Source organism: Agrobacterium sp. DSM 25558 (assembly GCF_900100825.1).
Lineage (GTDB): Bacteria > Pseudomonadota > Alphaproteobacteria > Rhizobiales > Rhizobiaceae > Agrobacterium.
Genome location: NZ_FMUD01000023.1, coordinates 15541 through 39438 on the forward strand (window position 1 = coordinate 15541; position 23898 = coordinate 39438).

Consider the following 23898-nt stretch of genomic DNA (forward strand, 5'->3'; position numbering starts at 1 on the left):
TGATCAGCTAGCGCTGCCTTTGAGAATACGCGATTTCTGGCGGTTCCAGTCGCGTTCCTTCTCCGTCTCGCGTTTGTCGTGCAGCTTCTTACCCTTGGCGATGGCAAGCTCAAGCTTCGCGCGACCTTTTTCGTTGAAGTAGATCTTTAACGGAACGAGCGTCATGCCCTCACGATTGATGCCGATCCGCATGCGATGGATTTCGCGTTTCGAAAGCAACAACTTGCGGCGACGGCGTGGCTCGTGGTTGAAACGGTTGGCCTGCAGATATTCAGGCAGGTGCGAATTGATCAGCCATATCTCGCCATTCTCGTCAGACGCGTAGGATTCGGCGATATTTGCCTTGCCTTCGCGCAGAGCTTTAACCTCAGTGCCAGTCAAAGCGATGCCAGCCTCGTATGTATCGAGGATTTCATAGTTGAAGCGGGCCTTGCGGTTTTCCGCAACGACCTTGTTCACGACGCGCTGACTGCCTTTGGGGGCCATTTTTCAATCCGTTTCATTCACCCGCAAACTGTCTGCGGCTTGGCCTCTATGTAGTGACAAGAGCGCCAAAAGTGAAGATGCGCCGTTGCCAGCGCATCTTGTTCTCTATCAGTTGATCAAACCGGCATGTTTCAAAGCCGCATCGATGGCGGCTTCCGTTGCCGGTTCCAGCGTGTCCATCAGCGGCGAGCGCACCTTGCGGCTGACATTGCGGGTGCGCGACAGCGCATATTTCGTGCCGCAGACACCAGGCTCCAGGAAAATCGCTCGGTGCAACGGCATCAGGCGGTCCTGAAATTCCAGCGCCAGCGCGTAATTGCCAGCCAGCATTGCTGCCTGGAAATCTGCACAGAGGCGTGGCGCGACATTGGCGGTGACGGAAATGCAGCCGACGCCGCCATGCGCATTGAAGCCGAGTGCCGTGCCATCTTCACCCGAAAGCTGAATAAACTCCTTGCCGCAGGTGATGCGCTGCTCGGACACGCGATCGAGCTTGCCGGTCGCGTCCTTCACACCGACGATGTTCTTATGCGCCTTGACCAGCGCGCCCATGGTTTCCGGCATCATATCAATGACGGAACGCGGCGGGATGTTGTAGATGACGATCGGCAGCGTCACCGCTTCGGCAATGGCGGAAAAATGTGCGAACAAGCCCTTTTGGGTCGGCTTGTTGTAGTAGGGCGTGACGACCAGCAGCGCATCCGCGCCCACTTCCTGCGCGTGGAGGCCGAGCTCTATCGCTTCTCTGGTGTTGTTGGAGCCAGCGCCGGCAATAACCGGAACCCGTTTGCCCGCCGTTTCCACGCACAGTTCAACGACCCGTTTATGCTCGTCATGAGACAGGGTCGGAGATTCCCCTGTTGTTCCGACAGGCACGAGGCCACTGCTGCCTTCAGCAATCTGCCACTCCACATGGGCGGCAAACGCTGTTTCGTCCACAGCGCCCTGCGCGGTGAACGGCGTAATGAGGGCGGGAATGGATCCCTTGAACATGCAAAACTCCTTGCGGTGAGCCAGTCCATGCTTCAGCCGCATTCCATGATTAAAACGATGTCACATTAGAGTGGGGCCACGCCACCGACAAGCTGTTTACAGCGCCTTTTTGAACCGGAAATGCAAATATTTGCAGCGTTCAGGGCAAAGCCGGAACGACATCCGGCAAGGGCTGCCAAAGCCGTCGTGCAGAGTTTCGCCTGACTGAAAATTGATCGAATGCGAGGCTTTGGTTTAAGGTTTCGTTAATGCTGAAAGTTACTAATGGAAGGTATGTTATCTGCCGTGAGGCGTGAACGAAAACTTGGAACGGCGCTGACAGTCCTTCCGAAGTCGCGGGTAAAAGCATGAAGAAGACAGCTTTGGGCTTGGTGGCAGCGGGTCTGGCCGCAACTGTTTGGAGTGCATGGGCAGGTCCGTCCTCGGACAACCTTATGCCCCTGCCCTTCGTCAAGCCGAACGCGCCGACATCCGCGGCCTTTCCGCTTGCCAATCCAGAGGTGACGGGCTCCATCATTCGCCCGAACACGCCACTCGACGTTTCCGATTTGAAAGCCGGACTCGACGCGCTGTCCAGCCGGGATGCGCTGCGCGCCATCTCCATTCGCAACAGCTTGCCGACCACGAATCTCGACCGCCATATTCTCACCTGGGCAATCGCCATTTCCGGACAACGCGACGTGGCCTCCAGCGAAATTGCCACGGCGCAGCGCGAGTTGACGGGATGGCCGGGAACCACCACTTTCCGCGCCAATGCTGAGCGCGCCCTGCTTCGGGAAAACCCGCCGGCTGCGCAAATCCTCGCTTATTTCGCCACTGCAACGCCAGAGACGCCGGAGGGTACGATTGCCCTGGCACAGGCCATGAACGGCTCCGGCAATGCCGCGCAGGCACAAAAGCTGATCCAGCAATTGTGGGTCAGCGAAGGCATGGACACGGGTCTGGAAGATCGCGTGATCGGCCAGTTTTCCGGCTTTCTCTCTGCTGCCGACCACAAGGCACGGATGGATTTTCTGATGTATCGCAGCCGCGTCAGCCAGGCAAAACGCTTTGCCGATCTGGGCAAGGCTCTGCCACTCTATGATGCCTGGGCCGCCGTTTTGCAAAGAGCGAAAAATGCGTCCACTGCCCTGAACGCGGTCAGCGGTCCGATGCGCAATGATCCCGCCTATCTTTTTGCGCGCATCGAGAACCTGCGCCATCAGCAGAAATATGAGGATGCGGCCAAGCTTCTGGCGCTGGCACCGACGGATCCGGAAAAACTCGTAAACCCAGGCGAATGGTGGAACGAGCGGCGAATCGTGGCACGTGGCTTGGCAGACCTCGGTGATTTCAAACAAGCATACCTCATCACAGCCAATCACTTCGCCACATCGCCGGTCGATATTGCCGATGCGGAATTTCATGCAGGCTGGTATGCGTTGCGCGCCTTGCAGGACCCGGTCGCTGCCGCCAAACATTTCAACAGGCTTCTGGAAACATCGAACCGCCCACTTTCCGCTTCCCGCGCCTATTACTGGTTGGGGCGCGCGGCCGAAGCCGGTGGCCCGGGTGATGCGCGTGACTATTTTACCAAAGCCGCCGCCCATCCCGGCACATTTTACGGCCAGCTTGCCGCAGCGCGAATCGGCACGACGACGATCAATGTCACCTACCCCTCCCCGACGGACAGTGACCGGCAGCATTTTGCCGACCGCGAAGCCGTGCGCGCCATCGAGCGCCTGGAAGCTGCCGGCTACAGTTGGCGCGCCGATGGGCTTTACCGGGCCTTGGCCGAACAGATCGATAGCCCAGGTGAGCTCGCGATCCTCGCGACGCGGGCGGAAAAAAACAACAATCACCAGGTTTCGCTTCAGATCGGCAAAACCGCGTTCGGACGCGGTATCGATGCGGCGGCGCTTGCCTACCCGATCGGCGTCATTCCCGGCACTGCCAACATTTCCGGCTCCGGCATGGCATTGGCCTATGCGATTGCACGCCAGGAAAGCGCCTTCAACCCAGCCGCAGTCTCCCCCGCCAACGCGCGCGGACTGTTGCAACTTCTGCCCGGCACGGCAAAGGGCGTCGCCAGCCGCCACGGCATGGATTTCACCCAGGCCAAACTGACGACCGATGCCGGATACAACGCCACCCTCGGCGCACATTATCTCGGCGAGCAAATCGACAGCTTCGGCGGCTCCTACATCCTCACCTTCGTGGCCTACAATGCCGGCCCAAAACGCGTCCCCGAATGGATCGGCCGATACGGCGACCCCCGCGGCAAACCCATCGATGACGTGGTCGACTGGATCGAACGCATCCCCTTCCCCGAAACCCGCAACTATGTTCAGCGGGTGATGGAGAACTACCAGATCTACAAGACACGCCTTGGTCAGAAGGCCGATATTGTTTCGGATCTGCGCGATGGCCGTTCGGGGTGAACTCAAAGCAGATGATATTGAGAGATAAAAGCGCCGCTCCATCGGCGCTTTTATTTGCGCTTCATTGGACACACTCTTTCCAACGTGGCGCATAAAACAAAAAACCCGGCTCGAAAGCCGGGTTTTTCCATCAATGACTGGAAGTCAAATCAGATTAGAAATCGCGCTGAAGGCGAACGAAGCCGGTGACTTCATCGTCGGCACCATCTTCGTCGTAGTAGTTAGCTGTAACCTTCGTGGACAGGCCTTCAGTGATTTTGTAGTCAACCGTTACACCGGCTGTCCATGCATCGCGATTGGACCAATCGTTCGTAACGATTGCTGTGCCAGTCTGGGTGAATGCGCCAGCAGCAACGGTGCCAAGAGCAACTTCGTTGCTTACGTTAGCAAGATACTGAGCAGCAGGCGTAATCGTCAGCTTGTCAGTTGCCTTGATGGCGTATTCAGCAGCAACTGTCCACTCGGAGAGAGCGTAGTAAGCATTTGGACCGGAAGCCCAAACACCTGCAAGACCGAGTGTACCTGGTCCGACGTCAGCAAACAACATGCCGCGAACTGCGCCTTCTTCCTGATCAACGTCGTAGGAACCGATGACCTGAAGAGTAGCTGCGCCGAACTTCGCGCCAACACCAGCGGTGATACCGACGTTGTTATCAGCTTCCTGAGAAACGTTGAACAGTGTCGTACCTGGAATTGTCGTTGTGTCTACACCAGTGATCGAACGGAACTGGCTACCTGTACCCTGAAGTTCATCAACAGAGATACCGGCCCAGAAAGAGCCTGCGTCGTATGTGTAACGAATAGAGTTGAAAAGCGTGTTGGAAGACAACAGGTCTGTTTCGCCGGAAAGATCGTCGTCCCACCAGCTGTAGAACTTACCGACCTTCAGGCCGCCGAGTTCGATGAATGCCTGACGTGCTTCAACAGCGGAAGAACCAGCAGTGCCACCATCAGCGTCAGCACGGAACTCGATGAAGCCGCGCAGGGCACCGAGTTCGGTGTCTGTACGTGTGTCTACGTTGAACTGAGCGCGTGTGAACGAGTTCCAGTCAGAAGTACCAGCCCGATCGCGGCCGAAATCAGTCTGGAAGCGAACGTAGCCAGAAAACTTCAAGCAAGTTTCGGTGCCTGGGATGTAGAAGAAGCCTGTACCGAAAGCGTCGCAAACGCGAACGTATTCAAGTGGCTCTGGCTCAGCAGCGACGATAGCGTCGGCAGCCTGTGCGCCAGATACTGCTGCGAGAGCTGCAGCGGAGCCGATCAAAAGGCTCTTAATGTTCATGGTGACCTCCAAGTCAATTCGTAGGAAACAGCGGGTGGGATGATGCTGCCCTTGGAATTGATTAAAGCCATACTGGACGAGTCGCGCAATCTTGAAGAAGCTGATTTGGCACCCATTCCCGACTGTTGCCGCGTTCCTGTTGCAACTTCGTCACAAATAGACCGCTAGCTAGCCAAAGTGTTAACGAGGCTTTAAAGTCAAATTCACCTGAGAGAGCGTTTAGCAACTTAACTAAATGCAAAATGTAAAAACAAAAAACCCGGCACAATGGCCGGGTTTCTCGTACTAACCAAGGTTAGAAATATTAGAACGAACGCTGCAGACGAACGAAACCGTTCCAGCTGGAGTCCGCGCCGTCCTGGTCGTAGTAGTTAACTGCAACCTTTGTGGAGAGGCCCTGTGTGATTTTGTAATCAACAGTCAGGCCAGCCTGCCAAGCGTCGTCGTTCGAGAAGTCGTTCGTGATGATCGCGCGGCCAGTTGGAGTGAAGGTTGTTGCAGCACCGACAGTAGTAAGTGTGCCGATAGTTGCGCGTTCAGCAACGTTACCGAAGTACTGAGCGCCTGGAGTGATGGTCAGCTTGTCAGTTGCCTTGATTGCGTATTCAGCAGCAACAGCCCACTCAGATTCTGCGTAGTAAGCGTTTGCGCCGGAAGCCCAAACACCAGCAAGACCGAGTGTGCCAGGACCGACGTCAGCAGTAGCGATCAGACGAACAGCGCCTTCTTCCTGGTCAACATCATAAGAGCCGATCAGCTGAAGAGTTGCTGCACCGAGCTTTGCGCCGAGGCCAGCAGTTACGCCAACGTTGTTGTCATTTTCCTGCGTGAATACGCCGAAAGTACCAGCCGCGTTAGTAACGGTGCCAACCTGGGTGCGGAACTGGCCGCCAGTGCCCTGGAGTTCGTCAACCGAGATACCAGCCCAGAAGGAGCCTGCGTCGTAGGTGTAACGGATAGAGTTGAAAAGTGCGTTCGTGGACAGAACGTCAGCTTCGCCAGAAAGGCCATCATCCCACCAGCTGTAGAACTTACCGACCTTCAGGCCGCCGAGTTCGATGAACGCCTGGTCAACGAATACGGAAGAAGAAGCAGACGAGCCGGAGTCAGCGTTGCCACGGAAACCGATGAAGCCGCGCAGAGCGCCGAGTTCGGTGTCTGTACGTGTGTCAACTTCGAACTGAGCGCGTGTGAACGAGTTCCAGTCAGATGTACGGTTGTTTGTGTTAACGCCGAAGCCTGTGCCGCGGTTGATGTCAGTCTGGAAACGAACGTAACCGCCGAACTTCAGGCAGGTTTCGGTGCCAGGAATGTAGAAGAAGCCTGTGCCGAAAGCGTCGCAAACGCGAACGTATTCAAGTGGTTCTGGCTCAGCAGCGACGATAGCGTCGGCAGCCTGTGCGCCAGATACTGCTGCGAGAGCTGCAGCGGAGCCGATCAAAAGGCTCTTAATGTTCATGTTGACCTCCAGTCAAGTTTCAAAAGGGTCTGGGTTCTTAAGCTGAAGGACAGCATTCCCTGCCCCATTCCCGTGTTCTTGAAAACGGACGATCCACCGCCGCGCTTCCGTTGTTGAAAATACGTATGCTGGCCGCTCTTGCAATCGACAATGCCTGATATGACAGCTTTATCCGCCTGCTTCATTTCACTCTGTTGCTAAAAACACACATTCGGGTCAGCGAACTGTGGCAAAAGTTTACAAAACATTAAAAAATGCCTTTTGAATCCGCCACTTAAAACAGACTGAACGAAACCGTCGACGTGGCGACATATTCAGCGAACGACAAAAAACCCGCATTCTCTGGCCTTTGGTTTATGTCAGAGTGCACGATCCGTCGCTGCTGCTGATCTCGATTTGAGCGACAACAGTCATGCAGCGCATCCATTCGCGAGAGAATCGTCGTCTCCCGATTCGTCACCCTTCGAATCGAAGTCTTCACCTTTCTCTCTAATGAAGCGCTCCATCCGTGGAAAACATCCAAAGGAAGGGGTCTTTTTCGTCTCTTTATAGAAAAGGCCTTGCATTCGATTTTTTTACACAATAATCAGGCGGCACCGGAGAGGTGGCCGAGTGGTCGAAGGCGCTCCCCTGCTAAGGGAGTATACGTCAAAAGCGTATCGTGGGTTCGAATCCCATCCTCTCCGCCATCAAGACAATTTCCCAATCCCCCAAAAATCATTATCGCTGCACTGCGGAACATTCGTTCGCCTACTGCGTTACCACCTCGGAAACAGCAAGAGGTGATTTCAGATGGCTCAGACCAAATTGAATGTTGTCGAAGATACAGTTGAGAATCAGATTGCGGAGCTGCGTTCGCAGATTTCGTCATTGTCCAAATCCGTTTCGGCACGTGCCGGTACGCTTTCGAACGATGCTTCGGAATTCGTAGACGAAGCCAGTGGCCGTCTTCAGCGTGCAGCTCAGACTGCCGCACAGACGGTAAAGGTTCAGGGCCACAATGTGGTTGAGGCCGTCAAGGAAAACCCCGGCACAGCAACATCTGTGCTGACAGTCGTCGGCGCGCTTGGCTTTGCACTGGGCTATTTCGTTGCCACGGCGGCGAACGAACAGAAGAGCAGCAGCATTTACCGCTGGCGCTAAATTTTTATGACCATTCAGATGGGGCAAGGAGATGCGTTCTCCTTGCCCCATTTGTTATTAGACTACAGGGAGATGGACTATGAACTTTACACATGAAATCGAGACCGCTCTTGCGGCCTATTCACAGGAGACGAATCTTGGGCGCGATGAGGCTATCCAGCGCATTTTGAGGGAGTGGCTTGTGCGCGAAGGCTTCTTGTTTTCCGGCGAGGAAGGCATCCACCCTGCAAAACTCAACGCCAGCAATGATGACTGAGACGACTCAGTAGCTGGAAGCCTTGGTGCTCGCGCCACCCTTATATCGCGCGCAGAGTGACTTCAGCGCGCTGGAAAACTCCGTGACATCGGCACCAACAGCCACAAATGTCGCGCCGAGTTCGAGATAGCGCTTATTTAATGTCTCGTTAAAGGTCAAAATGCCAGCGGCCTTGCCTGCCGCCACGATCTTGTGAATCGCCGCTTCTATCGTGTCCTGGACTTCTTTTTCGTCGATGCGCCCGAGATAGCCCATATCTGCTGCAAGATCGGCCGGGCCGATGAAAACGCCATCGATGCCATCCACCTTCAGAATATTGTCGAGATCGGCGATGGCGGCGCGGGTTTCCGCCTGCACCAGAAGGCAGACGCCGTCAGACGCGGTTTGCGAGTAATCCTCGATCGTATTGAAACCGGATGCGCGGGCTACGGCTGCGCCCATGCCGCGAATGCCGCGTGGAGGGTAATGCATGGCGGCGACCAGCGCCTGCGCCTGCTCTGCCGAATCGACCATCGGCACCAGCAGGGTGCGCGCACCCGCATCCAGCATCTGCTTGATGATCCAGCTTTCGCCTGTGGGCACACGCACGACAGCCTCTGCGGAGGAGGTCGAAAGGGCGCGTAGTTGGTCGATGATGCTGCGCAGATCGTTCGGTCCGTGTTCACCGTCGATCACCAGCCAGTCGAAACCGGCGGTTCCGGCAATCTCGGCGGTAATCGCCTCACCCATATCCAGCCACAGGCCGATTTGCGGCCTGCCCTGCTGGATGGCGGTCTTGAAGCGGTTTTCAGAGGCGGGCATCAGGCAGTCCTTTACGCGAGCAACAGTTTCAGGTCGGCGGAATGATCTTCGAGGACCGCACGGTTGGGTTCCTTGCCCGTATCCAGCAGCTTCTTTCCGCTGACATAGGCTTTGGCATCGTTGATGGCATCCACCGCGATGAAGCGGCCCTGACGGAAATACCAAACGGAGTGGCTGCCTTCCCGCTGGCCGGGCCGTAACAGGGTTTCGTCATACCCCATGTTGAAACCGGCGATTTGCAGTTTCACATCATACTGATCCGACCAGAACCACGGCTTAGGCTGGTAAGGCTGCTCATCGCCAGCAAGGATAATGGCTGCGGCCTCTGCCTGGTCCACCGCGTTCTGCACCGATTCCAGCCGGACGTTTGCGCCATTCATCGGCAACAATGCGCAATCGCCGATGGCGTGGATGTCCGGATCGGACGTGCGGGTGAACGCATCGACCAGAATGCCGTTGCCGATATCCAGGCCTGATTCGCGCGCCAGCCGGTCATTCGGCGACACACCGATGCCGACGATGACAAAGTCCACGTCGAGCATGGAGCCATCGGAAAGTTCGGCAGCGCTGACGCGCCCATCCGTGCCGATCAGCCGCGTAAGGCCGGTTTTTTCGCGAATGGAAACGCCGCGTGCGCGGTGAATATCGCGCATGATGGTGGCGGTTTCGCTGGATGCCACGCGCTGCAATATCCGCTCGGCCATTTCGATGAGCGTAACGTCAAGGCCAAGCTGCCGGGCAACGGCCGCAGCTTCCAGCCCGATGTAACCACCGCCGATGACCAGCAAACGGCGTCCGGGCTGCATTTCTGCCATCAACCGGTCGGCGTCTCTCTTGTCTCGCACCGTCAGCACACCATCGAGATCTCCGCCCACACCGGCGGGCAGTTCACGCGGGGCAGCACCCGTTGCCAGCGCCAGCTTGTCATAGGACAGCGTGCTGCCATCCTGCATGCGCACGGTCTTGGCTGTCCGGTCTATCTCTTCCACCCAGGTGGAAAGCCGCAATTCGACATTGTTTTCCGCAAACCACTCCGGACCACGAAACTCCAAGCGGTCGAAACTCATCTCGCCCATCAGATATTTTTTGGAAAGCGGCGGCCTCTGGTACGGCGCGACATCTTCGGAACCGATGATGGTGATGGGCCGCTCGTCTTTCAGCGCGCGCAATTTCGCGGCAAGAGCAAAGGCGGCCTGGCCCGCGCCAACGATGACGAGTGTGCCTGCCATTCTGCTGCTCCATCATTCCATAAGATGGCAAAGGCGTAACGCTAAGTACGCCACGCGTCAACCGTCTTGGGCGGCATGCAGGCACGCTGAGGTGACGACAAATCAGTTTTACGCAACCTTCTGTCTATAAACACGTTTCACCTCGCGAGTTCGGTTTGACGGCACAAAACGCTGTGGCAAAACAGGCCAGAAATGGTCGGATTTTATCGTTTCCATTCAGCGTTTGGCAATGAAGCGGGCGTATGATTCTATTCTGAACAGAAGGCAATCGGGAGGTTGTCATGGCACTCAACGTAAATATCAAAGCAAACGATGCCGTTCCACATGATGAGATGTACGAGAAGTACCCGCTCGATCGTCCCGGCAAGATCACATTCATCGGCCATCACCTCAGCGCCAAGAACACAATGCGCTGCCTGATCAGAAAAATCTCGCTCTACGGTGCCGATATCGAGGTGAGCCCGCATCTGGAAATGCCCACTAACTTCTATCTCGAAGTCCTGGGGATTCGCGATGAAATTGGCTGCACCCTGATCCGCCGGGAGGAAGAACAGGCGACGGTCGGCTTCAACATGCTGATTGATGCGGAGTTTCTGCATCACATCAGGCGCTTGAGCTTCGAAACGGCCGTGTAATCAAACGCCCGGATATCTTTGCTGCGGCAAAGAAACCCTTTCACAACGGACGCATTTGTTGCGGCCCGCCTTGCGCGGGCCAATTTTGATTATATTGTGAGGCGGTTCTTCCAACGGATTCTGGAACCCTCTGAAATGTCCGCATTTTCGCGTTTTACGTCGCTCGCCGCTTCGCTTCCATCCTCCGTGCCGTTCGTCGGCCCCGAGGCCATAGAGCGCAATCGCAAGCTCACCGTCAAAGCGCGAATCGGCGCGAATGAAAGCGGGTTTGGCCCGGCACCTTCGGTCATCGAGGCAATGAAGCAGGCGGCGTCCGAGACATGGATGTATGCCGATCCTGAAAACTTCGAGTTGCGGGAAGCGCTTGCCATTCATCACGGCATTTCGCGCGATAATATTGCCATCGGCAACGGCGTCGACGGCCTTCTGGGAGAGATCGTGCGGCTGGTGGTGGAGCCCGGAACACCGGTCGTGACCTCCTTCGGCGGTTACCCCACCTTCAATTATCATGTGAACGGTTTTGGCGGACGGCTGGTGACGACGCCCTATCTGGACGATCATGAAAATCTGGATGGCTTGCTGGACATCGTCAAGAAGGAAAACGCACCACTGGTGTACTTCGCCAACCCTGACAATCCAATGGGAAGCTGGTGGGAGGCGAGCGAGGTTCTGACATTCGCAAAAGCCCTGCCGGATAACTGCCTTCTGGTGCTGGACGAAGCCTATTGCGAAACCGCGCCGGAAAGTGCTGTCCCCAGCGTCCGCGCCATGATCGGCATGCCGAACGTGCTGCGCATGCGCACCTTCTCCAAGGCTTACGGACTGGCCGGCGCGCGCGTTGGCTATGCCATCGGCACACTCGGCAATGCGCAAGCCTTCGACAAGATTCGCAATCACTTCGGCATGCCCCGCGTTTCGGTTGCTGCCGCGCTGGCAGCGCTGAAGGATCAGGTCTACCTGCGCGACGTCGTCAAACGCATCGCCAATGCCCGCGAGCGCATCTACACCATCGCCCGCCAGAATGGCCTATCGCCCCTGCCCTCTGCGACGAACTTCGTCACGATCGATTGCCACAAGGACAGCGCCTACGCCAAATCCATCGTTGATGGGCTGATGGACCACGGCGTCTTCATTCGTATGCCCGGCGTCGAGCCTCTGAACCGCTGCATTCGTGTCAGCGCAGCACCCGACAGCAAGCTGGATTTGTTTGCAGAAGCGCTGCCGAAGGTGTTGAAAGCGCTGGAGTAATGGTGCGCGGCTCAGGCTTGACACTCACATCATGCACAACGACGGAAAAGAACTTTCCTGCGGCCAAGAATGACGGTTGCAGCCTGTCGCGAAAGCGTGTTAAAAGAGAACAAACCAGAAACGAAACCGACCGTCGACGCGGAGATGCGCATTTGAACCGCGAGGTATGTCATGTCTGAACGTTTTTCTTTCTACGAGTTCTTCGCGGGCGGTGGAATGGTGCGGGCGGGTTTGGGCGCTGACTGGCGCTGCGATTTCGCCAATGATTTCGACGGAAAAAAAGGCCTGACCTATCAGGACAATTGGGGTACCGGCGGCGAGCTGTGCGTGGGTGATGTTCGCTCGGTCAAGTCCTCCAGCCTTACCGGAATTGCGGACCTCGCATGGGGTTCGTTTCCATGTCAGGACTTGTCGCTGGCTGGCAGCGGTGCCGGTCTGCGCGGCGAGCGCTCTGGGACGTTTTACCCGTTCTGGGATATTATGAATAGCCTCATCAGCGAAGGCAGAGGGCCGAAACTGATTGCGCTCGAAAATGTTTGTGGAACCTTGACCTCCCATAAGGGAGACGATTTCAAAGTTATCTGCGAAACCTTTTCAAAGGCAGGCTACCGCTATGGTGCGGTCGTGATCGATGCGAAAGCCTTTCTGCCGCAATCCAGACCCCGGCTTTTCGTTATCGGCGTCCGCAATGATGTTGCCATTGCCGAGACGCTCGTGGCACCGGGGCCGACGCAGACGTTTCATACGCGCGGGCTGCAAAATGCCTATCAGCGCATAGACGCGAAGGCCCGCAAGAACTGGGTGTGGTGGAACCTGCCATTGCCCGCTATCCGCACAACGACGTTCTCCGACATTATTGAAGAGAGCTCGACGGATGTGGAGTGGAACACGTCCCAGCAGACGGAAAAGCTGCTGGCCTCCATGTCCCTGGTCAACATCGCCAAGGTCGAGGCCGCAAAGCGTGCTGACCGTCGCATGGTTGGTGGCGTCTACAAGCGTACTAGACCGGAAGCAAACGGTCGTGTTGTGAGGGCAGAAGTTCGGTTTGACGATATTTCAGGCTGCCTCAGAACGCCCAACGGTGGATCGTCCAGACAGACGATCCTCGTTGTCGACGGAGATATGGTCCGCTCACGCCTCATCTCCGCGCGCGAGACGGCGCGGCTGATGGGGCTGAGCGAAAGCTACCGCCTTCCGAGACGCTACAACGAGGCCTATCATCTGACAGGCGATGGCGTGGCGGTCCCGGTCGTGCGCTATCTCGCCCACCACATTTTCGAACCGATCATCAGCGGACAGCGCGATTCGATACCGACATCCCTGTCCGACGCGGGCAGGATCGCCTGATTTGGCCGTCGATTTCAATTATCGCAAAGCTGCCGTCAGGGCGCTGACAAACCGGATCGGCGTCTATGTGCTCGCTGATCTGGACAATGTGCCGATCTATGTGGGCCAGTCGAAAGACGGCATCAGAGCGCGTGTTTCCAGACACTTAACCTCTGCGCGTTCGGACATTATCGCCAATCGCCAGATCGATGTCTGGGAAATCGCTTATGTCTGGGCCTATCCGGTTGAAGACAAGAGCGAAATCAACGACCTCGAAGCGATCCTGTTTCATCATTTCGACCCGGTCTCTCAGTTGATGAATGGCACATTGCCGCGCAGCCCTGCCGTCCTTCCCGATTTGCCCACCCCCGCGCAAGTCGTTCAGGTGATGAGCGATGACGAGATCAACGACCGCAAACAGCCTGAACAAAGGCTGCCGCGCCAGGCGAACCACTACGCGGAAATCGTTGATCATTTTCTGACGGTCAAAAACTCCAGCCAGATTGCCCGCGCCATGAACGCGCATTTCGAGCGGCTGAAACGCTACCACGCGCTCCTGCTGGGCAAGGCAGAAGCCGACCCGGCAGACAAGGACGACGGCTAGAGCGTTCACCAGCGTCGGACCATATAGATGGGCAAACAAAAAAACCGTGCCGGCCTTGTTTCTGCCGGTCACGGTTTGATGTTTTTCAGCGTGGATCTGAGTTGTCCCTTTGCGGGAGTATTCTTTTTGTGGCCGGCCGGGACTGGAGGAACCAGCCGGAGAGAATGGCGGTCTTTTGACCGCTCTGTCTTTTTGTGTGGCGTCGGTTGGTCCGATGCTCGATTGTTAATGCGTGGTCATCCAGTCGCGGGCGGCGCGTAGCGCCGTTGCGAGGTCTGCCTTGTTCATGTTGCGGGCCAGATCGGCACGCAGCGAGGCTGCCCGGTCCGAACCCTTGATGGCGGCTATGTTGAGCCACTTGTGGGCAGCGATGAGGTCCACCGGGCAGCCACGGCCTGTCGCGTAGATCAGGCCGAGGTTGCAGAAGACGTCCGCACGGCTTTGGCCACCGGCAACTGCCATTTCGATATCGCGAACTTCAAAGCGTGCCATTTTTCTTTATCCTGTTTGCCCGTTAGCGTTTTGTCTGCGCCCCTCTTCGGGAGCTTTCCGGTTCAGGCCTTACCGTCTTCTGCGGCTTGTTCTGACCTTTTCCGTCGGCAGGTTTTCCCTGCTCTTTCGATGTCCCCACTATGCCAAACGGGCTTCAACGGGCGCTTAAAATCCATGATTAATAGGGGACAAACAAAGTCCAAACGATTGGTAAAGTTGGGTTTTTGTTAAATATGACAGACCCCGGAAATTAAGGACTTTGCAGACAATTTTACGAAAACTTTACGGTTGGATTTCAACCCTTTCCTAACCACGTCTCGACTTCAGATTTTTCGACCACGATTTTTTCGCGCCCCCGACCCCGGAAAAAGCAGCGAATTTCCCGTCAGGCATATTTCCTTTTACGTTCACGTCAATTATAAATCCTGGCATTCGCATGAGGAGTTGCGAGCACTGAGACCTGATTTGACACAGGTTTCCGCCAAGCTGGATTGGGAGGTCCATATGAAGAGAATCATGATTGCAGCCGCAGCCGCGTTTTTGATGGGCGGCAGCGCCTTTGCCGCGGAAGCGATCGAAGGCAACTGGAAGACGGCCAGCGGCGAGACCGCCGTCATCGCCCCTTGCGGCTCCGCCTTCTGCGTCACGTTGAAAACCGGCAAGCACGCTGGAAAGCAGATCGGCAAGATGAGCGGAAACGGCAACAGCTATTCCGGTGAAATCACCGACCCCGCCAATGACAAGACCTACAGCGGCACCGGCACCGTTTCGGGCAGTTCGCTCAGCATGAAGGGCTGTGTGCTGAAGATACTGTGCAAATCCCAGACATGGTCGCGTCTGTAATCAGTAGACGGTGTGGACGGGGCGAGGCTTCGTCCACATTGCTCGATAGCGAATGGCATTGCGATAAACACAATGAGCGACCCGGACAGTATGTTTCTCTAAAATGATGATCGTTTTTGAAATCCTCATCAAAGTGGCGGCACTGGGTGCGGTCTCACTGCTGATCCTGCACCAGATCGCCACGCAGGTCAGAGAGTATTATTTTTACAAAAAGAACGGCTGGGATTTTTCCATCGACAGCAATTTGGACAGTTTGAAGCTTGATGAGCGGATCACGGTTTACAATCTGAACCTGACCAACTGGGAGCGATTCTGGCTATTTCGCCCATTCTATATCTTTATCATGATTGCATTTTTCGGCTTCATGCTTTGGGCATCGATCCAAGTCATCTCATCTTGACCCGGCCCAGACACAATCTAAGGTATGTACTACCCTCATTTTTCCGTCATATCGTTGCAATAAACCCTCTTTAGTTGCCTTCGTTGGAATTGTTCCAAACTGCAAGCCGACGGAGAGCGCTATGACAAAGATCGACACGAGCAAATTGAGCTGGGACGAGTGGGATGAACTGCAGAACCCGCCACCGGCTGTGACGGATTTCGACCGCGTGGTGGAATCGGCGATTTCGCGCCGCGGTTTTCTGAGCGGCGTTCTGGCCTTCGGTTCTGCGGCGGCCGCTTTGGGCACGCTCGGCAATCTGGCATCGTCCACATCCGCGCAGGCACAGGAAGCAGCCTCGCGCTTTCCGTTCAAGCCTATTGCTGCCACCACCGATAACACCATCCACGTTCCCGAAGGCTATAGCTGGAAGCCCGTCGCCAAATGGGGCCAGCCGCTGTTTCCCAACGTATCGGATATCGACCCGGTCAAGGGTGTCAGCCTTGAGAATTCGGATAAGGTTTTCGGCGAAAACACCGATGGCATGGAGCTTTTCGTGGTCGGCAGCCATCAGCTGATTGCCGTCAACCATGAATATGTGAACAACGAAACCAACCTGCCCCACCGCGAAAAGGGCATGCCTGCCAATCTGGACGAGGTCAAAATCCTCCAGCACATGCAGGGCGTGACCGTCATGGAAGTGGCGGAAGGCAAGGATGGTTGGCAGATCGTCGTCGGCAGCCCGTTCAACCGCCGCATTCACCACAACACGCCAATGAGGCTTTCCGGCCCCGCTGCTGGCTCCGAACTGGTCAAGACCAAGACCGATACGAACGGCATCGACTGTCTTGGTACCTTCAACAATTGTGGCGCGGGCCGCACGCCGTGGGGCACCTACCTGACCTGCGAAGAAAACTTCAACGGCTATTTCGGCTCCACCGACGCTGCCTTCAAGATGCCTGACGATTACAAGCGTTATGGCATCGCCGCTGAAACCCGTTATGGCTACGAGCTGTTCGACGAACGTTTCGACGTTTCCAAACACCCCAACGAGCCGCGCCGCGCCGGTTACGTCGTGGAAATCGATCCGTCCAATGCTTCCTCCACCCCCATCAAGCGCACCGCCCTTGGCCGCATCAAGCATGAGAATGCCGCTGTCGTCATCGCGCGCGATGGTCGCGTGGTTGTCTATATGGGCGATGATGAGCGTGGCGAGTTCCTCTATAAGTACATCTCCAACGGCATCTATGTGCCGGGTGGCGATACGTCGAAATTGCTGGACGAAGGCACGCTTTACGTCGCCAAGTTCACCGATGACGGCAATGGCGAGTGGGTGGCGCTCACGCCTGAAACCACCGGCATGAAGATGGACGAAATCTGCGTCTTCACCCGCCAGGCCGCCTCCAAGGTGGGTGCCACCACCATGGACCGCCCGGAATGGGTGGCCATCAACCCGGTCGCCATCGAAGCCTATTGCGCGCTGACCAACAACACCAATCGCGGCGTGACGAAGGATGGCAAGCTGCGCGCCAATGGTGGCGGCGATGCCATGGCTCTCAACGCCGCAAACCCGCGCGAAAAGAACGAATACGGTCAGATCGTGCGCTGGTATCCTGAGAATGACGATCATGCCGACGCCAAGTTCAAATGGGACCTGTTCTGCATGGCCGGCAATCCTGATGTCCACAAGGATGCCTATGCGGGCTCCTCCAACATCAACTCCGGCAATATGTTCAACTCGCCTGATGGCATGATGTTCGATTCGACTGGACTTCTGTGGATCCAGACAGACGGCGAAGACAGCAATGACGGCCAATATGCTGGACAGGGCAACAACCAGATGCTGGCAGGCGACCCCGTCACCGGTCGCATCGAACGCTTCCTCACGGCACCGAAGGGCTCGGAAGTCACCGGCCAGACATGGTCTGCCGACAAACGCACCCACTTCGTCGGCATCCAGCACCCCGACGCGCCCTTCCCCGATGGCGAAGGCAAACTACCGCGCTCGGCCCTCATCGCCGTCAAGCGTGACGACAACGCCATGATCGGTTGATTGCCCTCTACTCATAAAAAAGGCACCGCTTTTGCGGTGCCTTTTTTGATTCTGCTTCAAGCGTCTTAAAGACCCTTAGAGCCACTGCGTACCATCGGCCGACTGGCAGCCATAAGGGGGCAGAACATTGCCGAATGTCTGGTGCAGCTTGTCGCAACCCCATTTGTTGATCGGGCCTGGCATTCGGCTGTTCAGCTCGATACCGACTTCGTTGTACGGGCTGTCCGTATTTGTCACGTAGCTGTACCAGCGGAAGCCGACCATCAGCACGACGGCAATCAGCACAGTTGTAAGCACCTGGATAATTTTCACTTTATGTCCTTAAGCGTCATATGCGTCTTTAAACCTGCGCCCTCGGCGATTAAACGAAACAGAGGTGATCTTGCGCAGGTGGAAACAGCTCCTAAAGGTGAAAACCCAATTCATCAACATCCTCATGGAGTTGAAAGCGCCTGCGGTATCTGCCACTCTCGAATCGGGAGACATTTTTATGAATTGGAGGAAATTTCCATGCGTTTATTTTTACCTTGCATCATCGTGGCAAGCTGCATCATGAGTGCGCCCGTCATGGCTATTGAGTTGCCCGCGTCCCCACCGGCCGACCGGCCTTTGAATGAGTTCGTTACATCCGTCGAAAAAGACGGATCGATCAACTTCCGCCTCTTCGCGCCCTCTGCCAAGGCCGTCTCCGTGGTTCTCGGCACCAATGCGCCAGTGGAGATGAAGCGCGCTGATAACGGCGTCTGGAGCGCTAAGAGCGATGTGCTGAAGCCCAATCTCTATGAATATTATTTCAACATAGACGGCTTCCGCAGCATCGATACTGGCACAAACTACCCCAAGCCGCAGCGGCAGGTGAACACCAGCCTCATTCTCGTGCCGGGCAGCATTCTCGATGTGCGCGATGTGCCGCATGGCGAGCTTCGCCTCGTCACCATCCCATCCAAGGCGTTGAAATCCCAGCGCGCAACCTATGTCTACACGCCGCCGGGCTATAGCGATTCCTCCGAAGCGCTGCCAGTCATGTATCTTTACCATGGCTTTGGCGATACCGTTGCCTCGTGGGTCGCCCAGGGCCGCGCGCCTGAGATCCTCGACAATCTCCTGGCCGAGAAAAAGATCCAGCCGATGATCGTGGTCATCCCCGATACGGAAGCCGATATTCCCGAAGCCATCGCTGAAAACTTCCCCGGTGCCGAGCGCCGCAAGAACTTCTACCCCATCAATGCCGACGCAATCGACCGCGAGCTGGTGGAAGACCTCATCCCCTATATGAAAAAGCACTATAAGGTGCGAGACGACGCGGACGGCCGCGCCGTGGTCGGCCTCTCACAGGGCGGCTACCAGTCCCTCGTCTCCGGTCTCACCCACCTCGGCACCTTCGGCTGGGTCGCCACCTTCAGCGGCGTCACCACGACCACGGTCCCCAACAAGGCCGTCGATGCCGCGCTGAACGCGCCCGAGACAATCAACAAGGCGCTTCGCAACCTCACCGTCACCGTCGGCACCAAGGATGTGGTCACCGGCAAGGACATAGCTGGCCTCAAAGCCACGCTGGACGAAAAGAAGATCGCCCACGATTACCAGGAATACAAAGACCTCGGCCATGAGATGGACGTCTGGCGGCCTTCGTTTGAGGCGTTTCTGACGAAGGTGTTCAAGAAGTAAAGTTCAACTACACCCGCCGTCTTGTCTTGGAAAGGATGAGGCGGCGGTATTCTAGCGACAGACCGAAGCGTTATTCGGTCATGGGCGTTGCTATCACAGCAACCTCAGCTGTGACCATTAAGAATGGTCACAGCCGCCCAGAAAAGTATCACGAGTCTGCATATTTCACTGTCACGCCGCGCTGCCGAAAGTAGGCCTGCATCAGCTTCCTGCCGGAACGGTTGTTCTGCACCAGCTTGGCTGGGTCGAAAACGGCCTCTTTCAAACCTTCCCGCGCCAGAGCTGCCTTGAGAGTGGCGATGTGCACATCGATGTCGGCATTCTCCGCCTGGAGCGATTCATAAATTCGGCTGGTCGCATCTGCTACGCTAGGTTCGCTCACGGTTACACTCCTGTTGTTATTTGGCTGGCGCTTACCACACTTTTCGCCTTGTCCTCAATTTTGGTGCGAATGTCCACGTCAATAGGCGACAACACGGCTTGCTGCGCCGCGTTCGGCATCGGACCCTCGTGGCTACCTAACGTTTGACGCGAAACGCCATTCCGAGTGATCGTGGTGCGGTCTCCACAAATCCAAACTTTTCATAGAGCGTGTTCGCGGGAACGTCAGCGATCAGGCTAACATAGGCGGTCGTGGGCAGCTGGTTCGAGACATAGGTCATGATCGCATCCATGATGGATTTTCCGAGCCCACGTCCCTGATGCTCGGGTTGGACGGCAATGTCCACGACCTGAAAAAAGCACCCACCGTCGCCGATCAATCGGCCCATCCCAACCGCCACATCGTTTTGCAAAACCATGACGGAATAGATCGTTCCAGACAGCCCTGCTCTTGCGGCGTCTTCGGAAAACGCACTCAGACCACCGATCTCGCGAAGGTGCAGGTACTCCTCGACCGAGGGTAGTCTTGATATAGTGACGTATTCGGCTTGCTTCATTTGTATCCCCGCTTTTTCTAACGCGCAAACCTTAGAGACTGTCTCCATAAGTTCAAACATCGCTTCAGGCCGACAATGATCATGAAAGTGAGACGGAGATGAAATAGCTTGCTCAAAAATGAGGTGTCCGATGCTGATTATCTTCGGTGGCTTGCCTGGTTCTGGAAAAAGCACCATTGCCCAAGCTTTAGCCTTCAGATTACAAGCGACTTACTTTCGGCTGGACACCATAGAACAGGCGATACGTTCTTCTGCTTGTTTGGCAGCGGGAGCTGATGTTGGGCCTGCGGGATACGTTGTTCTTTACAAAATGGCCGCCGACAATCTTCGCTTGGGTCGTATCGTTATCGCCGACTCCGTCAACTCCATAGAAATCACGCGTGCTGCCTTTCGGGCGACGGCAGCTGAGGCGAATCGAAAGTTCATCGAGGTCGAAGTCACCTGCTCTGATAAAATCGTGCATCGCCATCGGGCCGAAAGCCGAATGTCGGTCGTTGAGGGCCTGATCCCACCGACGTGGGAACAGATAGAGGCACGCACATTCGAACCATGGGCTCCCGACCTTCGTATCGATACATCGCTGCTTTCAGTGGACGAGAGCGTGTTGGACATCATGATCCGTCTAAAACAGGTCGACACAGACCAAATCTAGCCGCCGACATGCCCTCCCCTCCCCATTAACCACCCTGAACCCCACATGAACCCAGCCCTCAGCGTCGGTTCAGTCCCACTGTGGCAATGTCGTGTTCAACATAAGGGAAAACCATGACACGGAGGGGAATGGATATGACGATATTGGTTCGGCGCTTTACGATCATCGTTCTGTTGATGGCAATTTTCGCGATGTCTTTCGCAGCGTTGGTGGTCAACCCCAATCGCAGCTTTCAGCGCGTCAACGTCGGCGCATCCATTGCCTGCCAGCACAGCCTTTCCAACCATTGCTCCATGACCTTGTAAACAGGGTAGGTCTGGCCGAGGCGGAGATTCTTCAGTCTTTTTGAAACGCACATATTTCTGTCGCTTGCCTGTCGAAATTGGCCATTTATAACGGGCCATGACAACAGCAAAGCCTACCGCCCCCCAATACACGCGCCGCCATCATCTTTTGAGGGCACTGCGCATTGCAGTCGGTATCGCCCTTGCGGTGGCCACCACAATCTATGTCACGCAGTTTGGTGGAAGCATACTGCTGCTGCTTGGTGCCGAAACCATGCTTATCGTCGCATGTGCCCTACAATTCTCAAAGTCCTGAGGGTCTACGACGCCATCGCAAATGGTGGAGAGCTCATTCTCTCGATATTTGTATTCCTCGTCTTGATCGCTCTCCTGCCGTTTCTTGCGCTGATTTTCCTCGTCGTTGAACTTGTCGTGCGGTGCGTGCGGATGAAAATGCTGAGGTGTGACCGCCGGAGCAGTTCGCAAAATCGGCAGTTGCGAACCTTCACCGCACGCGTCTAGTCAAGCTTCGACACTTCGAACTCGTAGAGGAGCAAGAGCTCGTTTGAACCATGGGCGTAAGTAAACTCTTGATGGTCAACCCGAATGAATTGCGCGCGGAACACGCGTGAGGCAACGCTGAATTCTTTATCTTCGCCAGGCTCTCGAAACTTGATCTCCACGACGTTATCCAGATCATCATCGGGAATTGCGCCGTAAATCCTCCACTCTTTTTCTCTGGCGAGCTCGCTATCCGCAAAGACCTCAAGACGCGGGGTATTTTTGCCTTCCGAGGCGTAGGATAGTTTGAAGATCAGCCCGAATGCCTCGGCATAATAGGGATTAAATGCCGCTTGCAAAATCGTGATTTTCTTCACACCGTCCCTACGCTTCAATCTTTTATCCTTCTATCTGATCGCACAGGTTGGAAAGCGAGAGTGCCGCTTTCGTCCCACCTCATTGCTCGCCAATCGCCTTTTCAGCCGCTTCTCGCGCAGGCTCAAGCCGGCCACTGCGCAGGCTGGAACTACTGATATCATTCCTTCAATCCAGGCAAGACAGAGCCATGACACCAAGATCAGAGCAAGGTGTGACGGAGTGATACAGTGGCGTTGGCCCAAGTTTTTCAAACGCACATATTTCTGTCGCTTGCCTGTCGAAATTGGCTCTCTATAATGGGCCATGACAATAGCAAAGCACACAATCTCGCACCTCGCCTTCATCACGCCAGAGCCATTTGCGCCGCAGACCTTTACCGATCCGGTAGCAGCGGTGGATGCGTTGACGGCGCTTTATGAGCGCAACACGAATTTCCTCATCAAATCCTTTACCGATCTGGCGCAGGGCGCGCCTATCGAGGGCCGTTACCGTGCCTGTTATCCGCAGGTCAGCATCGAGACATCCAGCTTCGGCCATGTCGATTCGCGCCTGTCTTACGGTCACGTTACCTCGCCCGGCGTCTACACGACGACCGTCACCCGCCCGCAGCTCTTCAGGCATTATCTCAAAGAGCAGCTTGGCCTTCTGATCAAGAACCACAGCGTTCACGTGACGGTTGCCGAATCGGCCACGCCCATTCCGCTGCATTTTGCGTTTGGTGAAGGTGCCTTTGTGGAGGCATCCGCTGCATCCTCGCTTGCCGATGTGCCGTTGCGAGACCTGTTCGACACACCTGACCTCAACAACACCGATGATCTGATTGCCAATGGCGAGTATGATCAGGTGCCGGGAGAGCCCGCGCCGCTTGCACCCTTTACCGCGCAGCGCATCGATTATTCACTGGCGCGTCTCAGCCACTACACAGCCACCAGCGCCAATCATTTCCAGAACTTCGTGCTGTTCACCAACTACCAGTTTTACATCGATGAGTTCGCCACATGGGCGCGAAAGATGATGGCGGATGGCGGTGAAGGCTACACGGAATTCGTGGAACCGGGCAACATCGTCACGCTGGCCGGGTCCGACAGACCGATCACCGACATGACGCTGGGTCGCATGCCGCAGATGCCTGCTTACCACCTGAAGAAAAAGGGCCATGCGGGCATCACGCTGGTCAATATCGGCGTCGGCCCTTCCAACGCCAAGACCATCACAGACCACATCGCGGTGCTGCGCCCGCATGCGTGGCTGATGGTCGGCCACTGCGCCGGTCTTCGCAACAGCCAGCGTCTGGGTGATTACGTGTTGGCCCACGCCTATGTGCGTGAAGATCACGTGCTGGATGACGATCTGCCCGTCTGGGTGCCAATCCCGGCTCTGGCAGAGGTGCAACTGGCGCTCGAAAGTGCAGTGGCGGAAGTCACCGGCTATGAAGGCTTCGAGCTGAAGCGCATCATGCGCACCGGCACAGTCGCCACCATCGATAACCGCAATTGGGAGCTTCGCGATCAGGCCGGCCCGGTCAAGCGTCTGTCGCAATCGCGCGCCATCGCGCTGGATATGGAATCGGCCACCATCGCCGCCAACGGCTTCCGCTTCCGAGTGCCCTACGGCACCCTGCTCTGCGTGTCCGACAAGCCGCTGCACGGCGAGTTGAAACTGCCCGGCATGGCCACGGAATTTTACAAAACGCAAGTGTCCCAGCATCTGCAAATCGGCATTCGCGCCGTGCAAAAACTGGCTGCCATGCAAACCGAGACGCTGCATTCACGCAAGCTTCGCAGTTTTTACGAGACGGCGTTCCAGTAGGATTTGCGGTAGATATCGC

Annotated in this window: 25 protein-coding genes and 1 tRNA gene; 15 read left to right on the forward strand and 11 right to left on the reverse strand. The window is 56.1% G+C overall.

What is annotated here, in order from left to right:
• Positions 1 to 3: 3 nt before the first annotated feature.
• Positions 4 to 486, reverse strand: a complete 483-nt coding sequence (smpB, locus tag DSM25558_RS18365) for an SsrA-binding protein SmpB (RefSeq protein WP_077106138.1) — start codon at positions 484 to 486, stop codon at positions 4 to 6.
• 108 nt (positions 487 to 594) lie between these two features.
• Entirely contained in the window at positions 595 to 1479 is an 885-nt protein-coding gene (gene dapA, locus DSM25558_RS18370) for a 4-hydroxy-tetrahydrodipicolinate synthase (RefSeq protein ID WP_077106139.1), read from the reverse strand.
• A gap of 347 nt (positions 1480 to 1826) precedes the next feature.
• On the opposite strand from dapA, the gene DSM25558_RS18375 reads away from it, so the two are divergent.
• Positions 1827 to 3899 carry a lytic transglycosylase domain-containing protein gene (locus tag DSM25558_RS18375; RefSeq protein WP_077106140.1) on the forward strand — a complete coding sequence of 691 codons (2073 nt, stop codon included), beginning with the start codon at positions 1827 to 1829 and terminating at the stop codon, positions 3897 to 3899.
• Positions 3900 to 4053: 154 nt separating this feature from the next.
• On the opposite strand, the gene DSM25558_RS18380 is transcribed toward DSM25558_RS18375, so the two are convergent.
• Together DSM25558_RS18380 and DSM25558_RS18385 are read right to left on the reverse strand one after the other, a co-directional pair.
• Entirely contained in the window at positions 4054 to 5181 is a 1128-nt protein-coding gene (locus DSM25558_RS18380; protein WP_077106141.1) for a porin, read from the reverse strand.
• Between the two features lie 304 nt (positions 5182 to 5485).
• Entirely contained in the window at positions 5486 to 6640 is a 1155-nt protein-coding gene (locus DSM25558_RS18385; RefSeq protein WP_077106142.1) for a porin, read from the reverse strand.
• Positions 6641 to 7238: 598 nt separating this feature from the next.
• Between DSM25558_RS18385 and DSM25558_RS18395 the strand changes: the two genes are divergently transcribed.
• The 3 genes from DSM25558_RS18395 to DSM25558_RS29050 all read left to right on the forward strand — a co-directional run bounded on the left by DSM25558_RS18395 (position 7239) and on the right by DSM25558_RS29050 (position 8039).
• A tRNA-Ser gene (locus DSM25558_RS18395) sits at positions 7239 to 7329 on the forward strand.
• Positions 7330 to 7432: 103 nt separating this feature from the next.
• Positions 7433 to 7783, forward strand: a complete 351-nt coding sequence (locus DSM25558_RS18400; protein WP_077106144.1) for a hypothetical protein — start codon at positions 7433 to 7435, stop codon at positions 7781 to 7783.
• A 79-nt stretch (positions 7784 to 7862) separates the two neighbouring features.
• A complete protein-coding gene (locus tag DSM25558_RS29050) occupies positions 7863 to 8039 on the forward strand; it encodes a hypothetical protein (RefSeq protein WP_181013730.1) in 177 nt (58 codons plus the stop codon).
• Positions 8040 to 8045: 6 nt separating this feature from the next.
• Here DSM25558_RS29050 and DSM25558_RS18405 read toward each other — a convergent pair whose 3' ends face one another.
• Positions 8046 to 8840, reverse strand: coding sequence for an aldolase/citrate lyase family protein (locus tag DSM25558_RS18405; RefSeq protein ID WP_077106145.1), 795 nt, complete (start codon positions 8838 to 8840; stop codon positions 8046 to 8048).
• An 11-nt stretch (positions 8841 to 8851) separates the two neighbouring features.
• The gene (locus DSM25558_RS18410) at positions 8852 to 10069 is read right to left on the reverse strand and encodes an NAD(P)/FAD-dependent oxidoreductase (RefSeq protein ID WP_077106146.1); all 1218 of its coding nucleotides are present in this window, start codon (positions 10067 to 10069) and stop codon (positions 8852 to 8854) included.
• 281 nt (positions 10070 to 10350) lie between these two features.
• Here DSM25558_RS18410 and DSM25558_RS18415 point away from each other — a divergent pair, with 281 nt between their 5' ends.
• The 4 genes from DSM25558_RS18415 to DSM25558_RS18430 all read left to right on the forward strand — a co-directional run bounded on the left by DSM25558_RS18415 (position 10351) and on the right by DSM25558_RS18430 (position 13882).
• Complete coding sequence (locus DSM25558_RS18415) at positions 10351 to 10704, forward strand: hypothetical protein (RefSeq protein WP_077106147.1); 354 nt, start codon at positions 10351 to 10353, stop codon at positions 10702 to 10704.
• A 135-nt stretch (positions 10705 to 10839) separates the two neighbouring features.
• A complete protein-coding gene (locus DSM25558_RS18420) occupies positions 10840 to 11952 on the forward strand; it encodes a pyridoxal phosphate-dependent aminotransferase (protein ID WP_077106201.1) in 1113 nt (370 codons plus the stop codon).
• Between the two features lie 171 nt (positions 11953 to 12123).
• Positions 12124 to 13299 carry a DNA cytosine methyltransferase gene (locus tag DSM25558_RS18425; RefSeq protein WP_077106148.1) on the forward strand — a complete coding sequence of 392 codons (1176 nt, stop codon included), beginning with the start codon at positions 12124 to 12126 and terminating at the stop codon, positions 13297 to 13299.
• A 1-nt stretch (position 13300) separates the two neighbouring features.
• Entirely contained in the window at positions 13301 to 13882 is a 582-nt protein-coding gene (locus DSM25558_RS18430) for a GIY-YIG nuclease family protein (RefSeq protein ID WP_077106149.1), read from the forward strand.
• Positions 13883 to 14107: 225 nt separating this feature from the next.
• Here DSM25558_RS18430 and DSM25558_RS18435 read toward each other — a convergent pair whose 3' ends face one another.
• Entirely contained in the window at positions 14108 to 14374 is a 267-nt protein-coding gene (locus DSM25558_RS18435; RefSeq protein WP_077106150.1) for an SEL1-like repeat protein, read from the reverse strand.
• Positions 14375 to 14878: 504 nt separating this feature from the next.
• On the opposite strand from DSM25558_RS18435, the gene DSM25558_RS18440 reads away from it, so the two are divergent.
• The 3 genes from DSM25558_RS18440 (at position 14879) to DSM25558_RS18450 (ending at position 17649) form a co-directional block, all read left to right on the forward strand.
• Entirely contained in the window at positions 14879 to 15217 is a 339-nt protein-coding gene (locus tag DSM25558_RS18440; protein ID WP_077106202.1) for a DUF2147 domain-containing protein, read from the forward strand.
• Positions 15218 to 15320: 103 nt separating this feature from the next.
• A complete protein-coding gene (locus tag DSM25558_RS18445) occupies positions 15321 to 15617 on the forward strand; it encodes a hypothetical protein (protein WP_244554251.1) in 297 nt (98 codons plus the stop codon).
• A 121-nt stretch (positions 15618 to 15738) separates the two neighbouring features.
• Positions 15739 to 17649, forward strand: coding sequence for a PhoX family protein (locus DSM25558_RS18450; RefSeq protein WP_077106151.1), 1911 nt, complete (start codon positions 15739 to 15741; stop codon positions 17647 to 17649).
• A 75-nt stretch (positions 17650 to 17724) separates the two neighbouring features.
• Here DSM25558_RS18450 and DSM25558_RS18455 read toward each other — a convergent pair whose 3' ends face one another.
• Positions 17725 to 17961, reverse strand: coding sequence for a hypothetical protein (locus DSM25558_RS18455; RefSeq protein ID WP_244554252.1), 237 nt, complete (start codon positions 17959 to 17961; stop codon positions 17725 to 17727).
• 198 nt (positions 17962 to 18159) lie between these two features.
• On the opposite strand from DSM25558_RS18455, the gene DSM25558_RS18460 reads away from it, so the two are divergent.
• Complete coding sequence (locus DSM25558_RS18460; protein ID WP_077106152.1) at positions 18160 to 19317, forward strand: esterase; 1158 nt, start codon at positions 18160 to 18162, stop codon at positions 19315 to 19317.
• A gap of 148 nt (positions 19318 to 19465) precedes the next feature.
• Here the strand turns inward: DSM25558_RS18460 and DSM25558_RS18465 are convergent, their stop codons facing one another.
• Together DSM25558_RS18465 and DSM25558_RS18470 are read right to left on the reverse strand one after the other, a co-directional pair.
• Positions 19466 to 19699: a hypothetical protein gene (locus tag DSM25558_RS18465; RefSeq protein ID WP_077106153.1), complete on the reverse strand. Its 234-nt coding sequence runs from the start codon at positions 19697 to 19699 to the stop codon at positions 19466 to 19468.
• Positions 19700 to 19835: 136 nt separating this feature from the next.
• On the reverse strand, positions 19836 to 20255 hold the full coding sequence (locus DSM25558_RS18470) for a GNAT family N-acetyltransferase (protein WP_077106154.1): 420 nt from the start codon (positions 20253 to 20255) through the stop codon (positions 19836 to 19838).
• A gap of 130 nt (positions 20256 to 20385) precedes the next feature.
• Here DSM25558_RS18470 and DSM25558_RS18475 point away from each other — a divergent pair, with 130 nt between their 5' ends.
• Positions 20386 to 20907, forward strand: coding sequence for a P-loop nucleotide/nucleoside kinase family protein (locus DSM25558_RS18475; protein WP_077106155.1), 522 nt, complete (start codon positions 20386 to 20388; stop codon positions 20905 to 20907).
• Between the two features lie 134 nt (positions 20908 to 21041).
• Positions 21042 to 21212, forward strand: coding sequence for a hypothetical protein (locus DSM25558_RS28460; RefSeq protein ID WP_167397881.1), 171 nt, complete (start codon positions 21042 to 21044; stop codon positions 21210 to 21212).
• Positions 21213 to 21709: 497 nt separating this feature from the next.
• Here the strand turns inward: DSM25558_RS28460 and DSM25558_RS18485 are convergent, their stop codons facing one another.
• Complete coding sequence (locus DSM25558_RS18485) at positions 21710 to 22069, reverse strand: hypothetical protein (RefSeq protein WP_143240157.1); 360 nt, start codon at positions 22067 to 22069, stop codon at positions 21710 to 21712.
• A gap of 304 nt (positions 22070 to 22373) precedes the next feature.
• Between DSM25558_RS18485 and amn the strand changes: the two genes are divergently transcribed.
• Positions 22374 to 23879: an AMP nucleosidase gene (gene amn, locus DSM25558_RS18490; RefSeq protein ID WP_077106158.1), complete on the forward strand. Its 1506-nt coding sequence runs from the start codon at positions 22374 to 22376 to the stop codon at positions 23877 to 23879.
• Positions 23880 to 23898 lie beyond the last annotated feature (19 nt).